Annotated in this window: 12 protein-coding genes and 1 pseudogene; 3 read left to right on the top strand and 10 right to left on the bottom strand. The window is 66.9% G+C overall.

Features of this window, described 5'->3' with window-relative positions:
• The first annotated feature begins 72 nt into the window (after window positions 1-72).
• On the top strand, window positions 73-858 hold the full coding sequence (locus tag AC1KAT_RS21440; protein ID WP_480329252.1) for an outer membrane protein assembly factor BamD: 786 nt from the start codon (window positions 73-75) through the stop codon (window positions 856-858).
• A gap of 28 nt (window positions 859-886) precedes the next feature.
• On the opposite strand, the gene yoaA is transcribed toward AC1KAT_RS21440, so the two are convergent.
• Both yoaA and AC1KAT_RS21430 read right to left on the bottom strand, forming a co-directional pair.
• Complete coding sequence (gene yoaA, locus AC1KAT_RS21435; protein ID WP_480329250.1) at window positions 887-2863, bottom strand: DNA repair helicase YoaA; 1977 nt, start codon at window positions 2861-2863, stop codon at window positions 887-889.
• A 19-nt stretch (window positions 2864-2882) separates the two neighbouring features.
• Window positions 2883-3086: a YdcH family protein gene (locus tag AC1KAT_RS21430; RefSeq protein ID WP_480329248.1), complete on the bottom strand. Its 204-nt coding sequence runs from the start codon at window positions 3084-3086 to the stop codon at window positions 2883-2885.
• A 62-nt stretch (window positions 3087-3148) separates the two neighbouring features.
• On the opposite strand from AC1KAT_RS21430, the gene AC1KAT_RS21425 reads away from it, so the two are divergent.
• A complete protein-coding gene (locus AC1KAT_RS21425; RefSeq protein WP_480329246.1) occupies window positions 3149-3913 on the top strand; it encodes a PP2C family protein-serine/threonine phosphatase in 765 nt (254 codons plus the stop codon).
• 11 nt (window positions 3914-3924) lie between these two features.
• Here the strand turns inward: AC1KAT_RS21425 and AC1KAT_RS21420 are convergent, their stop codons facing one another.
• The 5 genes from AC1KAT_RS21420 to AC1KAT_RS21400 all read right to left on the bottom strand — a co-directional run bounded on the left by AC1KAT_RS21420 (window position 3925) and on the right by AC1KAT_RS21400 (window position 11382).
• Window positions 3925-4512 carry a hypothetical protein gene (locus AC1KAT_RS21420; protein ID WP_480329244.1) on the bottom strand — a complete coding sequence of 196 codons (588 nt, stop codon included), beginning with the start codon at window positions 4510-4512 and terminating at the stop codon, window positions 3925-3927.
• On the bottom strand, window positions 4509-5618 hold the full coding sequence (gene zapE / locus AC1KAT_RS21415) for a cell division protein ZapE (RefSeq protein ID WP_480329242.1): 1110 nt from the start codon (window positions 5616-5618) through the stop codon (window positions 4509-4511). The genes AC1KAT_RS21420 and zapE overlap by 4 nt, the downstream gene beginning before the upstream one ends.
• Before the next feature lie 13 nt (window positions 5619-5631).
• Window positions 5632-7062 (bottom strand): dihydrolipoyl dehydrogenase, encoded by a 1431-nt coding sequence (gene lpdA, locus AC1KAT_RS21410; RefSeq protein WP_480329240.1) that lies wholly within the window; start codon window positions 7060-7062, stop codon window positions 5632-5634.
• Window positions 7063-7147: 85 nt separating this feature from the next.
• Window positions 7148-8431, bottom strand: a complete 1284-nt coding sequence (odhB, locus tag AC1KAT_RS21405) for a 2-oxoglutarate dehydrogenase complex dihydrolipoyllysine-residue succinyltransferase (protein WP_480329238.1) — start codon at window positions 8429-8431, stop codon at window positions 7148-7150.
• A 92-nt stretch (window positions 8432-8523) separates the two neighbouring features.
• Window positions 8524-11382, bottom strand: coding sequence for a 2-oxoglutarate dehydrogenase E1 component (locus tag AC1KAT_RS21400; protein ID WP_480329362.1), 2859 nt, complete (start codon window positions 11380-11382; stop codon window positions 8524-8526).
• A 220-nt stretch (window positions 11383-11602) separates the two neighbouring features.
• On the opposite strand from AC1KAT_RS21400, the gene AC1KAT_RS21395 reads away from it, so the two are divergent.
• Complete coding sequence (locus AC1KAT_RS21395; protein ID WP_480329236.1) at window positions 11603-11983, top strand: hypothetical protein; 381 nt, start codon at window positions 11603-11605, stop codon at window positions 11981-11983.
• A 28-nt stretch (window positions 11984-12011) separates the two neighbouring features.
• Here AC1KAT_RS21395 and AC1KAT_RS21390 read toward each other — a convergent pair whose 3' ends face one another.
• From AC1KAT_RS21390 to AC1KAT_RS21380, 3 genes and pseudogenes are all read right to left on the bottom strand, one after another.
• Window positions 12012-12962 carry an NAD(P)H-dependent flavin oxidoreductase gene (locus AC1KAT_RS21390; protein WP_480329234.1) on the bottom strand — a complete coding sequence of 317 codons (951 nt, stop codon included), beginning with the start codon at window positions 12960-12962 and terminating at the stop codon, window positions 12012-12014.
• An 84-nt stretch (window positions 12963-13046) separates the two neighbouring features.
• On the bottom strand, window positions 13047-14840 hold the full coding sequence (locus tag AC1KAT_RS21385) for an acyl-CoA dehydrogenase (protein WP_480329232.1): 1794 nt from the start codon (window positions 14838-14840) through the stop codon (window positions 13047-13049).
• Between the two features lie 30 nt (window positions 14841-14870).
• A pseudogene (locus tag AC1KAT_RS21380) lies at window positions 14871-15009 on the bottom strand (electron transfer flavoprotein subunit alpha/FixB family protein); the annotation flags it as partial.

Here is a 15009-nt window from a genome sequence, read left to right as displayed (position 1 = left end):
TCCGCGCTCATTGTTCTGGACAGGAAAGCGCTGCCCGCGCGGCGCCTGATGAGGCTCATGGATGTGATTCGCTTGGTACGTCGCCCAATGGGCTTGCTGGCTGCATCGCTGATGGCGGCCGTGATCGCCGGATGCGGTTCGACGCCCAAGGACGAAACCGCCGGCATGAGCGTCGAGAAATTGTATTCAGAGGCCCGCGAAGAAGCCGCCAACGGTGGCTACGAACGTGCACTGAAGCTGTACGAGCGCCTCGAAGGCCGCGCCGCCGGCACCTTGCTGGCACAGCAGGCCCAACTGGAACAGGCCTACCTGCAGCACCGCACCGGCGAGAAGGCCCAGGCCCTGGCCACCCTCGACCGCTTCATGAAGCTGCACCCCACCAGCCCGGCATTCGACTACGCGCTGTACCTCAAGGGCGTGATCAACTTCAACGACGACCTCGGCATCTTCGGCCGCTTCTCGAGGCAAGACCTGTCCGAGCGCGACCAGCAGGCCTCGCGCGATTCGTACCAGGCCTTCAAGCAGCTGATCGACCAGTTTCCGCAGTCGAAGTACACGCCCGATGCGAAAGAGCGCATCAACTACATCGTGAACTCGATCGCGGCCTACGAGGTGCACGTCGCGCGCTACTACTACCGCCGTGGCGCCTACGCAGCCGCCGTCAACCGGGCCCAGCAGACGGTGCAGGAGTTCCAGCGCACCCCATCGGTCGAAGAGGCGCTGTCGATCATGGCGCAAAGCTACGACCGCCTCGGCCTCGTCAGCCTGCGCGACGACACGGGCCGCGTGCTGCGGCAGAACTTCCCCAACAGCCGCTTCCTGGCCCAGCTGCCGGCCGGCGCACCCGCCGCGCGCTGACCACGTTCAGCGTGAACATCCGGGCTGACTAGAACGGCAAGCCCTCGCCCGACAGCGTGGCGAGCCAGGCCATCGCATCGCCTTCGTCCATCACACGCGGCATCGGCGGCAGCGCCTCGCGCAGGCGCTTGCCATAGTTCATGCCCGACATGCGCGGGTCGCAGATGACGAGCAGGCCACGGTCGGTCTCGCTGCGAATCAGGCGCCCTGCCCCCTGCTTCAAAGACACGGCCGCTTCGGCGACGAAGTAGTCGCTGAAGGCATTGCGGCCTTCGCTTTCGAGCCGCTTCACGCGCGCTTCGACCAGCGGGTCGTTCGGCGGTGGAAACGGCAGCTTGTCGATCAGCACGCATTGCAGCGCATCGCCGGGCACGTCGATGCCTTCCCAGAAGCTCTGCGAGCCGACCAGCACCGAGCGCGGGTTGTTCAGAAACTGCTGCAGCAACTGACGCTTGGGCACGGTGCCCTGCACCAGCACCTCGATGTTGTCGCCCTGCGCCTCGAAGGTGTCGCGCAGGCGTTCGCCGATGGTTTGCAGGGCCCGCAGCGTGGTCGTCAGCACGAAGCAGCGGCCGCCCAGCGCACGGGCACAGCGCGACGCGAGCGCCGCCACGGCCGCCGGGTGGCCGGGTTCGTTCGGCTTCGGAAACGACGACGGCACGTACAGCCGTGCATGGGCCGCGTAGTCGAACGGGCTGCCCACGCGCAAGGTGTTCGCATCGTCGAGCCCGGCCGATTCGGTGAACCACGACAGGCGGTCGTCGTCGCCGAGGGTGGCCGAGGTGAAGATCCACGCCTTCGAGGCCGACTCCATCTGCTCGCGCAGCGCCTCGCGCACGTCGAGCGGGGCTTCGGCGAGGCGGCACTGGTGCGGAGTGAGGTCGATCCAACGCACGCGGCCGAAGGCGGCGGTGCCGGTGAAGCTCTGGGCCAGATCGGCCAGTTCACCAGCGCGTTCGGCCAGCTTGGGAAAGTCGGGCGCGGCCTCGGCGACTTGCTCCAGCGCGGCCTGCGCCGCCTTGCAGGCACGTCGCACCCCCACCAGGCCGTCGAGAAACTCGGGCCTCGCGCCGCGCTCGTCCCAACGCAGCTTGAGGCTGCCGCGCACCTCGCGCAGCGTGCCCACGGCAGCCAGCCGCAGCTCGCGCGCCGCACGGTCGCAGGCCGAGGCCAGCTCTTGCCAGGGCGCCAGGCCGCGGGCCTGCGACAGCCCCATCGCCAGCATGTCGCGGGCGAAGTCGAGCACCTGGGCGCTGCCCAGCGTGCTGCCGAGAAACTGCACTCCCGCTTCGGTCAACTGGTGCGCTTCGTCGAATACGGCCACCTCGACGCTTGGGAGCAATTCGGCCATGCCAGTGTCGCGCAAGGCCATGTCGGCGAAGAAGAGGTGGTGGTTGACCACGACCACGTCGGCGGCCATGGCCTCGCGCCGGGCTTTCATGACGTGGCAACTGCGGTACTCGGGGCACTCGCTGCCGAGGCAGTTCTCGCGCGACGAGGTCACGAGGGGGATGACCGGCGAGCGTTCGTCCAGGCCTTCCAGTTCGGCCAGGTCGCCGTTTTGCGTGCCGTGCGACCAGGTCTCGATCTTGGCCAGCGTGCGCACCGCCCAGCGGTCGGGCAGTTGCGCGCCCTGGCGGGCCTGGGCCAGGCGATGCCGGCACAGGTAGCTCGCACGCCCCTTCAAGAGCGCCAGCGTCACCGGCACCTGCAGGGCGTCGCGCAGGCGGGGCAGGTCGCGCAGAAAGAGCTGGTCTTGCAGGCTCTTGGTGGCGGTGCTGATGAGCGCGCGGCGCCCTGACAGCAGGGTGGGCACGAGGTAGGCGAAGGTCTTGCCGACGCCGGTACCGGCCTCGGCCACCAGCGCGTCGCGGTTTTCGATGGCATCGGCCACGCCCTGGGCCATGCGCTGCTGCGCTTCGCGTTCAAGGTAGCGTTCGTCGCTTTGCGCCAGCGCACCGCCGGGCCCGAAGGCGTGGGCCACCGCCTCTTTCAGGGCACTCATGTCGGGCCGCTCAACAGCGTCATGCAGGTTCCGGAGGGTCGAGCTGGGCGTCGAGCTGGGTGATTTGGTCGCGCAGGGCGAGGCGTCGTTTCTTGAGCCGCCGCAGCGTCAGCTCGTCGATCGGGGCATCGTGGGCCACGCGGTCGATCAGGCAATCGAGGTCGGCGTGCTCCATGCGCAGCTCGATGAGGCGGCGCTGCGGGCTGTGGAGGTTGTCATCCATTCGGGAGCCACGGGGCAAATGCCGAGCAGAACGCTGAGGCGAAGCGATTATAGTTTTCGACCATGAGCGCCTCCCAGGGTTACCGACTCTCCGCCGCCACCGGCATTCATCGCGGTGACCGCGCCTATCAACAAGACCAGGTCGAGATCCTCCCGCACTCGCGCGTGCCGGGTTGTGCGCTGGCCGTGCTGGCCGACGGCATGGGCGGCAAGAGCGGAGGTCGCAAGGCGGCCGACCAGGTGATCCTCACGGCGAAGCAGTTGTTCGAGCGCTATGGCGCCACGAAAGACGACCCCGCCGAGTTCTTGAAGCAGCTGGTGCTCGAATCGCACCTGATGATCAAGCTGACCGCCATCACGGCGGAAGAAGAACCCCACAGCACGGCGGCCGCGTTCCTCATCAGCCCGTCGCGCGAATGCGATGTGATCCACGCCGGCGATTCGCGGGTGTACCACTTCCGTGGCCCCGACATGGTTCGCCGCACCATCGACCACTCGTTCGTGCAGCGGCTGGTGGACGAAGGCCAGATCACCGAAGACGAGGCCAACACGCATCCGCAGTCGAACCTGCTGACGGGCTGCCTGGGCACCTACCAAGACCCGCCGTTGACGCTGCTGCACATCGACCGGCTCGAAGTCGGCGACACGCTGCTGGCCTGCAGCGACGGGCTGTGGCACTACTTCACCCCGAAAGAGCTGGGCGCCATCGTGCACACGCTGCCGCCGCGCGAAGCGAGCGAGATGCTCATCAGCAAGGCGCGCCAGCGGGCGCGTGGCGCGGGCGACAACATCTCGCTGGCGCTGATCCGCATCGACCCGCTGAGCTGAACGGCCGGGGGTCACACGCCGCTCGCCCCGGGCGGCAACGGCAGAGGCGCGGACTTCGGACGTTTGGCGGCACGCTCGGCGTTGCGCCGTTCCACCTTTTCTCGATGCGCCTGGGCCTCGCGCTGGCGGGCTTCGAAGCGCGCGCGCTGGTCGGCATCGGGCGCGCGGGGCGCGGGCGACTTGGGAGCGGCTGCCGGCGCCTTGGGGCGCTTTGTCTCTTCACGCGGGCGTGCAGCCGACGACGCACCCGGTGCGACAGGTTCGGCGGCGCCCGAAGCCGCCTTCGCCGCCAAGCGGCTTTGCGTGGCCTGCGCGCGCCGGCGGCGTTGCGCGTCGTCGAGCACCAGCTCTTGCTCGCGCAGGCGGCGCATCTCGGTACGGTGCTGGCTGCGCGCCTTTTCTTCACAGGCCACGACCGCGAAGGCCTGGGCGCAGGCGGCGCGTCGTTCAGCGTGCGCCGCATCGGCGGCCTGACGCTGCTGCCGGATGACGGCGCGCTGCTCGTCTTCCGACGCGGCGGGCGTCGAGGGCTGGGCCGCGGCCGGCCCCAGCAGCGCGAGCGCAAGCCCCAGCGCGCCGACCAGATGACGCGCGCTCATGTCAGCGAGGTGTCCACGTCGCGCTTGGCCAGGGCCAGAAACTCGGCCGATTGCATCTCGTTGAGACGCGACACCGTGCGCGGAAACTCATGCGACATCGGCCCTTCGGTGTACAGCAACTCGGGCGCCACCTCGGCCGACAGGATCAGCTTGACGCGGCGGTCGTAAAGCACGTCCACCAGCCAGGTGAAGCGGCGCGCTTCCGACGCATGGCGCGGTGTCATCTGCGGCACGCCGCTCAGCAGCACGGTGTGGAACTGTGTGGCGATTTCCAGGTAGTCGTTCTGCGAGCGCGGGCCGCCGCACAGCGTCTTGAAGTCGAACCACACCACGCCACCCGCCTTGCGCTTGGCGTGCAACTCGCGGTGCTCGATGTGCATCACCGGCGCTTCGTCTTTCGCCTCGGCGAGGCGGTTGAACGCGTCGGTCATCGCGCGGTCGGCGCCTTCGTCCAAGGGCGTGTGGTACAGCTCGACCTGCTCCAGCGTGCGGCGGCGGTAGTCGGTGCCGTTGTCCACGCTGAGCACTTCCATCTTGTCTTTCAGCAACTCGATGGCCGGCAGGATGCGCTCGCGGTGCAACCCGTTGGGGTACAGCCCGTCGGGGTGAAAGTTCGAGGTCGTGACGATGCTGACGCGGTTCTCGAACAGCGATTCGAGCAACCGGTGCAAGATCATCGCGTCCGTCACGTCGGCCACGTGAAACTCATCGAAGCAGATCAGCCGGTAGCGCCGCGAGATGCGCTTGCCCAGCTCGTCGAGCGGGTTGACCGTGCCCTTCAGCTCGGACAGCTCGCGGTGCACCTCGCGCATGAACTCGTGAAAGTGCAGCCGCGTCTTGCGCTTCAAGGGCACGGCGTTGAAGAAGCAATCCATCAGGAAGCTCTTGCCGCGCCCCACCCCGCCGTACATGTAGACGCCCTTGGGGATGGGCGGGCGTGCAATGAGCTTGGTCAGCGCATTGCTGCGCCGCGACTTGTACTCGGCCCACTCGCGCTCGCAGCGCTCGAGCGCGTCGATCGCACGCAGCTGCGCCGGGTCGGCCGTGAAGCCGCGCTCGGCCAGCGTTTGCGCATAGAGCGCCCGAACGCCCACGGCTTCATCCACACCCACCGCCACGTCAGAAGTTCAGCGTGCGCTTGTCCACGGCCAGGGCCGCTTCCTTGGTCGCTTCGCTCAGGCTCGGGTGCGCGTGGCAGATGCGGGCGATGTCTTCGGCCGAGGCCTTGAACTCCATCGCCACCACGGCTTCGGCAATCAGCTCAGACGCGAACGGCCCGACGATGTGCACGCCGAGGATCTCGTCGGTCTTCGCGTCGGCCAGCATCTTCACCATGCCGGTCGTGTCGCCCAGCGCGCGCGCGCGGCCGTTGGCCATGAACGGGAAGCTGCCCGCCTTGTAAGCACGGCCGGCGGCCTTGAGTTGCTGCTCGGTCTGGCCCACCCACGCGATCTCGGGCGAGGTGTAGATCACCCACGGGATGGTGTTGAAGTTGACGTGCCCGTGCTGGCCCGCGATGCGCTCGGCCACGGCCACGCCTTCTTCTTCGGCCTTGTGCGCGAGCATCGGGCCGCGCACCACGTCGCCCACCGCCCACACGTTGGGCAGGTTGGTCTTGCAGTCGTCGTCCACCACGATGGCGCCGCGCTCGTCGAGCTTCAGGCCGACGGCTTCGGGGTTGAGGCCGATGGTGTTGGGCACACGGCCGATGCTGACGATGAGCTTGTCCACGTCGAGCGTCTGGGCCGCGCCCTTGGCGTCGGTGTAGGCCACGCTGACGCCCTTTTTCTTGTCGCTCTTGATCTCGCCGATCTTCACGCCCAGTTCGACCTTCAGGCCCTGCTTGGCGAAGGCCTTCTGCGCCTCTTTGGCGATCTGCTCATCGACCGCACCGAGGAAGGTCGGCAGCGCTTCGAGCACCACGACTTCAGCGCCCAGGCGCCGCCACACCGAGCCCATCTCCAGGCCGATCACGCCCGAGCCGATCACACCCAGCTTCTTGGGCACGGCCGGGATGCGCAGCGCGCCGTCGTTCGACAAAATGTTCTCTTCGTCGAAGGCCGCGCCAGGCAGCGCACGTGGGTTCGAGCCGGTGGCCACGATCACGTGCTTGGCGGTGATGGCCTCTTCGGCCGCGCCGGCCACCTTGATTTCGTAAGCGCCGTCGGCGGCTTTCACGAACGACCCACGGCCGTGGAAGAACGTGACCTTGTTCTTCTTGAAGAGGTACAGGATGCCGTCGTTGTTCTGTTTCACGACGGTGTCCTTGCGGCCGAGCATCTTGGCCACGTCGATGCTCAGGTCTTTGAGCCCGATGCCATGGTCGGCAAAGTGCTTGCCGGCGTGCTCGAAGTGCTCGCTCGACTGCAGCAGCGCCTTCGAGGGGATGCAGCCCACGTTCGTGCAGGTGCCGCCCGGTGCGGGGCCGCCCTTGCCGTTCTTCCACTCGTCGATGCAGGCGGTGTTGAAGCCGAGTTGCGCGGCGCGGATGGCAGCAATGTAGCCACCGGGGCCGCCGCCGATGACGACCACGTCGAATGATTTGCTCATGTTTGAAAGCCTCCGTCAGACCGCAGGCGACACAGCCAGTTGCTGCGCCGACGCGGTCTCACTCAATGCAGTTGATGGCGGTCGGTCAGAGATCGAACAGCAGGCGAGCCGGGTCTTCCAGCGCTTCCTTCATCGCCACCAGACCGAGCACCGCTTCGCGGCCGTCGATGATCCGGTGGTCGTAGCTCATCGCCAGGTAGTTCATCGGGCGGATGACGATCTGGCCGTTCTCGACCACGGCGCGGTCCTTTGTGGCGTGCACGCCCAGGATGGCCGACTGCGGCGGGTTGATGATGGGCGTGGACAGCATCGAGCCGAAGGTGCCGCCGTTCGAAATCGAGAACGTGCCGCCGGTCAGCTCTTCGAGCGAGAGCTTGCCTTCCTTGGCCTTGGTGCCGAACTCGGCGATCTTCTTCTCGATGTCGGCAAAGCTCATCTGATCGACATTGCGCAGGATCGGCACCACCAGCCCGCGAGGCGAACCGACCGCGATGCCGATGTCGAAGTAGCCGTGGTAGACGATGTCGTTGCCATCGACCGAGGCGTTGATGACCGGGTACTTCTTCAGCGCATGCACCGCGGCCTTCACGAAGAAGCTCATGAAGCCGAGCTTGACGCCGTGCTCCTTCTCGAACTTCTCTTGGAACTTCTTGCGCATCTCCATCACCGGGGCCATGTTCACTTCGTTGAACGTGGTCAGGATGGCGTTGGTGGCTTGCGATTGCAGCAGGCGTTCGGCCACGCGCGCGCGCAGGCGGCTCATGGGCACGCGCTGCTCGGGGCGGTCGCTCAGCTTGGGCACCGTGGGTGCGGCCACGGCCGGCAGCGGCTTGGCCATCGGCGGCGTGGTCGGGATGCTGGGCGCAGGAATGCTCGGTGCGGGCACGGGCGCGGCCGGCTTGGCGCCGCCTTCGAGCACGCCCAGCACGTCGCCCTTGGTCACGCGGCCGTCCTTGCCGGTGCCGGGCACCGAGCCAGCAGCGAGTTGGTTGTCGGCCATCAGCTTGGCCGCGGCCGGCATGGCCACGTCGCTCTTGCTGCCGCCCGAAGCGGCCGCGGGTGCAGCCGCCGGCGTCGCGGCGGGTTCGGGCGCGGCCTTGATTTCGAGCGGGCTGACTTGCGCCTGCGCCTCGGTGTCGATCTTGGCGATGACTTCTTCGCTGACGCAGCTCTCGCCGTCGTTCTTGACGAGTTGCACGATCACACCGGCAGCGGGCGCCGGCACTTCGAGCACGACTTTGTCGGTCTCGATCTCGATCAGGATTTCATCGATCGCCACGGACTCGCCGAGGCGCTTCTTCCATTGCAGCAGGGTGGCTTCAGCGACCGATTCGGACAGCTGCGGAACCTTGACTTCTACGATTGCCATTTGCTTGTTCTTTCATGCCTGCGGCGACCGGCCCGCGAGCCCGGCCCTCAAGGGGCGGGGCCACGCGCGCGGCCGGGTGGGCCGCGTGAGTCTTACTTGGTGAGGACGAAGCCCTTGAGCTTGCCGAAAGCCTGGTCGAGCAGCGCCTTCTGCTGCTCTTGGTGCAGGTGCGCATAACCCACGGCGGGCGATGCCGAGGCCGGGCGGCCGGCGTAACCGAGCTTCTGGCCTTCGAGCATGTTCTCGTGGATGTAGTGCTGCACGAAGAACCAGGCACCCTGGTTCTGCGGCTCGTCCTGGCACCACACGACGTCGGTCGCGTTCGGAAACTTCTTCAGTTCCGCCGCGAAGGCCTTGTGCGGGAAGGGATACAGCTGCTCGACGCGCACGATCACCACGTCCCAGGCCTTCTTCTCGTCGCGGCGCTTGATCAGGTCGTAGGCGACCTTGCCCGAGCAGGCGATCACGCGCTTGACCTTGTCGGCCTCGACCTCGGCGCGCTGCGGGCCGATCACGGTGCGGAACTCGCCCTTGGCGAATTCGGACAGCGGCGAGCCGGCGTCTTTCGCGCGCAGCAGCGACTTCGGCGTCATGATCACCAGCGGCTTGCGGAACATGCGCACCATCTGCCGGCGCAGCAGGTGGAAGATCTGGCTCGCCGTGGTGGGCTGCACGACCTGCATGTTGTTGTCGGCGGCCAGCTGCATGAAGCGCTCGAGGCGTGCGGACGAGTGCTCGGGGCCCTGGCCTTCGTAGCCGTGCGGCAGCATCAGCGTCAGGCCGTTCGCGCGGCCCCACTTCACTTCACCCGAGGCGATGAACTGGTCGATCACGACCTGCGCGCCGTTGACGAAGTCGCCGAACTGGGCTTCCCAGATCACCAACGTGTTGGGGTCGGAGCCGGCGTAGCCGTATTCGAAGCCCAGCACCGCCTCTTCGGACAGCAGCGAGTCGATCACGACAAACGGGGCCTGGTTCTCGGCCACGTGCTGCAGCGGCGTGTAGGTGCCTTCGTCCCACTTCTCGCGGTTCTGGTCGTGCAGCACGGCGTGGCGGTGGGTGAAGGTGCCGCGGCCGCAGTCTTCGCCCGACAGGCGCACCGGGTAGCCGCTGGCCACCAGCGAAGCAAAGGCCAGGTGTTCGCCCATGCCCCAATCGACGTTGATCTCGCCCCGGCCCATCGCGGCCCGGTCGGCGAGCACCTTCTCGACCAGCGGGTGCGGCTTGAAGTTCTTCGGCACCGTGGTGATGCGCTCGGACAGACGCTTCAACTCGCTCAGCGGCAGCGCCGTGTCGGCCGCGTCGGTCCACTTCTTGTTGAGAAAGGGCGTCCAATCGACGGCGTACTTGCTCTTGTAGTTGGTGAGCACCGGATCGACCGTGTGCTTGCCCGCGTCCATGGCGGCGCGGTAGGCCTTGACCATGTCGTCGGCACCCGTCGCTTCGAGCACGCCCTGGGCCAGCAGCTTCTCGGCGTAGAGCTTGCGCGTGCCCGGGTGCTGCGCGATCTTCTTGTACATCAGCGGCTGGGTCAGCGCCGGCGTGTCCTGCTCGTTGTGGCCGAGCTTGCGGAAGCAGACGATGTCCACCACCACGTCCTTGTTGAACTCCTGGCGGTAGTCCAACGCGAGCTGCGTGCACAGCACGACCGCTTCGGGGTCGTCGCCGTTCACATGCAGCACGGGCGCCTCGATCATCTTGACGACGTCGGTGCAATACAGCGTCGAGCGCGAGTCGCGCGGGTCGCTGGTCGTGAAGCCGATCTGGTTGTTGATGACCACATGCACCGTGCCGCCGGTGTAGTAGCCGCGCGTTTGCGCCAGCGCCAGCGTTTCCATCACCACGCCCTGGCCGGCGAAGGCCGCGTCGCCGTGCACCAGCACGGGCAGCACGGTGTCGCCTTCCTTGTCGCCACGGCGGTCGAGGCGGGCCTTCACGGAGCCTTCGACCACGGGGTTCACGATTTCCAGGTGCGAAGGGTTGAACGACAGCGACAGGTGCACCGGGCCGCCCGGCGTGGCCACGTCGCTCGAGAAGCCCTGGTGGTACTTCACGTCGCCCGAAGGCAGGTGCTCGGGCGCGGTGTGGTCGAACTCCGAGAACAGGTCTTTCGGCGCCTTGCCCAGCGTGTTGACCAGCACGTTCAGGCGGCCGCGGTGGGCCATGCCGATGACGATCTCTTGCACGCCGCGCTCGCCCGAGCGCTGCACCACTTCATCCATCGCGGCGATGAAGCTTTCGCCGCCTTCCAGAGAGAAGCGCTTCTGGCCGACGTACTTGGTGTGCAAGTAGCGCTCTAGCCCCTCGGCCGCGGTCAGGCGTTCGAGGATGCTTTTCTTCTTGTCGGGGCGGTAGGTGGGCTTGGAGCGGATCGACTCCAGCCGCTGCTGCCACCAGCGCTTTTCAGCCGGCTCGGTGACGTGCATGTACTCGGCGCCGATCGAGCCGCAGTAGGTTTCACGCAGCGCCTGCACGATCTCGCGCAGCGTCATCTGCTCGGCGGTGGTGAAGTAGGTGTTGGTCGCGCTGAAGACGATGTCCATGTCGGACTCGCTCAGGTCGTAGAACGCCGGCTCCAGCTCGGGGATCTTCGGGCGCTCTTGGCGCTTGAGAGGGTCGAGGTCGGCCCAGCGCGAACCGAGGAACCGGTACGCCGCGATCAGCGACTGCACATGGACTTGCTTGCGGGCCACCGCCAGGTCGGCGCTGCTGGCCTTGTTGCCGAAGGCGTTGGCCTTGGCACGCTGGGCGAAGGATTCGACGATGGGCGCGTGGGCCACATCGCGCGACGTGCTGCCATCGACGGCCGGCACGTTCTGCAGCGCGTCGAAGTAGGCGCGCCAGTTGTCGGGCACGGAGCCCGGGTTGTCGAGGTACTGCTCGTACATTTCCTCGACGTAGGGAGCATTGCCCCCGAACAGGTACGAATTCGACCTGTATTCCTGCATCATTTCGCTCACCTCTCGCCCCGGTTTCCGGAAGCTGTAGTGGGTTAATCAACCTTCCGCGACACGGCTAGACCGGTTGGCGGACAAGCGACCCGCCTTGAAGCATGAGCCAGCAAGGGGACGGGAAGGACCAGATAAGTCAACGGCGGCGACTGTAGCACCTAAGGTGCGCTGCCGCGCTGTTCAATTGATGCCGACGTGGTCGGCTGCGCACAATCGCGCCGTGCACCAGGTCATCCACATCCACCCCGAGGCGCCCGCCAAACCGGCGCTGGGTCAGCCCTGCAACGGCTGCGGCGTGTGCTGCCTCGCCGAGCCCTGCCCGGTGGGCATGGTGGTGAGCCGGCGCCGGCACGGCGCCTGCCGCGCGGTGGTGTGGGTCGAGGCCGAAAGGCGCTACCGCTGCGGGCTGATGAGCGAGCCGCAGCGCTTCGTGCGGCCGGCCTGGCTGGCTCGGTGGGTGTCACGGCTTGCGGCGCGGTTCATCGCGGCGGGCATCGGGTGCGACAGCAACCTCGAAGTGCCCGCCCCACCCCCCGGGCGTTCAGCAGGCGTGCCGCCGGCGGCAGCTCAGCGCGCAGCCACCGACCGACCGCAGCGCTGACTCGCGTCAAGCCGCCGCACCGCGTGCATCAAACCGCCAGGCGGCGGCGTGCAGCCTCGTACTCGCTCTTCAGGCGCGCCACCAAGTCGCGCGTCGGCTGCACCTGCTTGATGGTGCCGATGCCTTGGCCCGCGCCCCAGATGTCCTTCCAGGGCTTGACGCGGTTGCTGCCGAAACTCATGGCGCTGGCATCGCTCTGCGGCAGGTTGTCGGGGTCGAGGCCCGCTGCGCGGATCGACGGCGCAAGGTAGTTGCCATGCACGCCGGTGAAGAGGTTGCTGTAGACAATGTCGTCGGAGTTGCCTTCGACGATGGCCTGCTTGTAGCGCTCGTCGGCGCGCGCCTCTTCGGTGGCGATGAAGGCCGTGCCGATGTAAGCGAAGTCGGCGCCCAGGGCTTGCGCGGCCAGCACGGCGGCGCCGCTCGAAATCGAGCCGCTCAGGGCGAGCGGGCCGTCAAACCACTCACGAATCTCTTGGATCAGCGCAAACGGGCTCTTCACGCCCGCGTGGCCACCGGCACCGGCCGCCACGGCGATCAGACCGTCGGCGCCCTTCTCGATCGCCTTCTTGGCGAACTTGTTGTTGATGATGTCGTGCAGCACCACCCCACCCCAGGCGTGCACGGCCTGGTTCACGTCTTCACGCGCGCCCAGCGACGTGATGATGATGGGCACCTTGTACTTGGCGCACAGCGCCATGTCGTGTTCGAGCCGGTCGTTGCTCTTGTGCACGATCTGGTTGATGGCGAAGGGCGCGGCCGGCTTGTCGGGGTTGGCCTTGTTGTAGGCCGCCAGCGTCTCGGTGATCTCGGCCAGCCACTCGTCCAGCAGTTCGGCGGGGCGTGCGTTCAGCGCGGGCATCGAACCCACCACACCGGCCTTGCATTGCTCGATCACGAGCTTGGGATTGCTGATGATGAACAGCGGCGAGCCGATGATGGGCAGCGGCAGGTTTTGCAGAACGGGCGGCAGGGGCACGAAGGTCTCCAGCGAATACGGGTCAAGAAAACAGCCCAGTGTGGGTGAACACCGGGCTGCGGTCAGTCAATCCAGCGACAAGGCTCAGAACGCGTCGAGCGGTAAAGCGGTGACGCTTTCAGCACCCTCAATGATCGCATCGCGCTGACCCGCCACGCGCGTCAGGACGTGCTCGGCATAGAAGCGCGCCGTGGTGATCTTGGCTTGAAGGAAGTTGCTGTCGCCATCGCCTGCCGCGATCTGCCGCTCGGCGACGATCAGCGCGCGCGCCAGCTGCCAGCCGGCGACGACGTTGCCCGCGAGCATCAGGTACGGCACCGAGCCCGCGTACACGGCGTTCGGGTTGGCCTTGCTGCCGGCGGTGATGTACTCGACCACCTGCACGAAGGCCTCGCGGGCGGCCGTCAGGCGCTTGAGCACCGAGCGCGCCGCGTCGCTGTCGCGGTGGGCCAGCTCAGCCTCGGTCGCGGCGATCTGCTGAGCAATGCCTTGGGCCGTGCGGCCACCATCGCGCGCGGTCTTGCGCCCGACCAGGTCGTTGGCCTGGATCGCCGTCGTGCCTTCGTAGATCGCGAGGATCTTCGAGTCGCGGTAGTGCTGGGCCGCGCCGGTTTCTTCGATGAAGCCCATGCCGCCGTGCACCTGCACGCCCAGGCTCGTCACCTCGCCGCTCATCTCGGTGCTGTAGCCCTTCACGAGCGGCACCATGAACTCGTAGAAAGCCTGGTTGGCCTGGCGCACCTCGGCATCGGGGTGCGCGTGCGCGGCGTCGTAGGCCGAGGCGGCCGTCACCGCCATCGCGCGGCAGCCCTCGACGAGTGCGCGCATGGTCATGAGCATGCGCTTCACATCGGGGTGGTGAATGATGGGCGCGCTGCCCGGCAGCGAACCATCGACCGGGCGTGACTGCACGCGGTCTTTCGCGTACTGCACGGCCTTCTGGTAGGCGCGTTCGGCCACCGCGATGCCTTGAATGCCCACCGCATAACGCGCGGCGTTCATCATGATGAACATGTATTCGAGGCCACGGTTCTCTTGGCCGATGAGCTGGCCCACGGCACCGCCGTGGTCACCGAACTGCAGCACCGCTGTTGGGCTGGCCTTGATGCCCAGCTTGTGCTCGATGCTCACGCAGTGCACGTCGTTGCGCGCGCCCAGCGAGCCATCGGCGTTGACCATGAACTTCGGCACGATGAACAGGCTGATGCCCTTCACGCCTTCGGGCGCTCCGGCCACGCGCGCCAGCACGAGATGGACGATGTTCTTCGCCATGTCGTGCTCACCGTAGGTGATGAAGATCTTTGTGCCGAAGAGCTTGTAGGTGCCGTCGGGCTGCGGCTCGGCGCGCGTGCGCACGAGGGCCAGGTCAGACCCCGCCTGCGGCTCGGTGAGGTTCATCGTGCCGGTCCACTCGCCCGAGATCATCTTCGGCAGGAACGCCGCCTGCTGCTCGGGCGTGCCCGCGGTCAGCAGCGCCTCGATGGCGCCGTCGGTCAGCAGCGGGCACAACGCGAAGCTCATGTTCGCGCTGTTGAGCATCTCGATGCACGCCGCGCCGATGGTCTTGGGCAAGCCCTGGCCGCCGAAGTCGGTCGGGTGCTGCAGGCCTTGCCAGCCCCCCTCGCCGAACTGGCGGAAGGCGTCCTTGAAACCCGGTGTGGTCGTGACGTTTCCGTCCTTCCAGTACGACGGGTTCTTGTCACCCTCGAAGTTCAGCGGGGCCAGCACGTCCTGGTTGAACTTGGCGCTTTCTTCGAGCACGGCTTGCGCCGTTTCCAGGCCGGCATCTTCGAAGCCCGGCAGTTTCGCAATGGCATCGAGGTTGGCCAGCTCCTTGATGCAAAAGAGCATGTCCTTCAGGGGGGCGACGTAGCTCATGGCAGCTCCTTCGGGTTCAAGTGGGTCGGCTTACAGCGCAGCGATCAACTCCGGCACGGCCGTGAAGAGGTCGGCCTCCAGGCTGTAGTCGGCGACGCTGAAGATCGGGGCTTCCGGGTCTTTGTTGATCGCGACGATGACCTTGCTGTCCTTCATGCCGGCCAAGTGC

Source organism: Piscinibacter sp. PDB5-1 (assembly GCF_056676035.1).
This window is presented reverse-complemented; position numbering and strand designations above follow the sequence as displayed.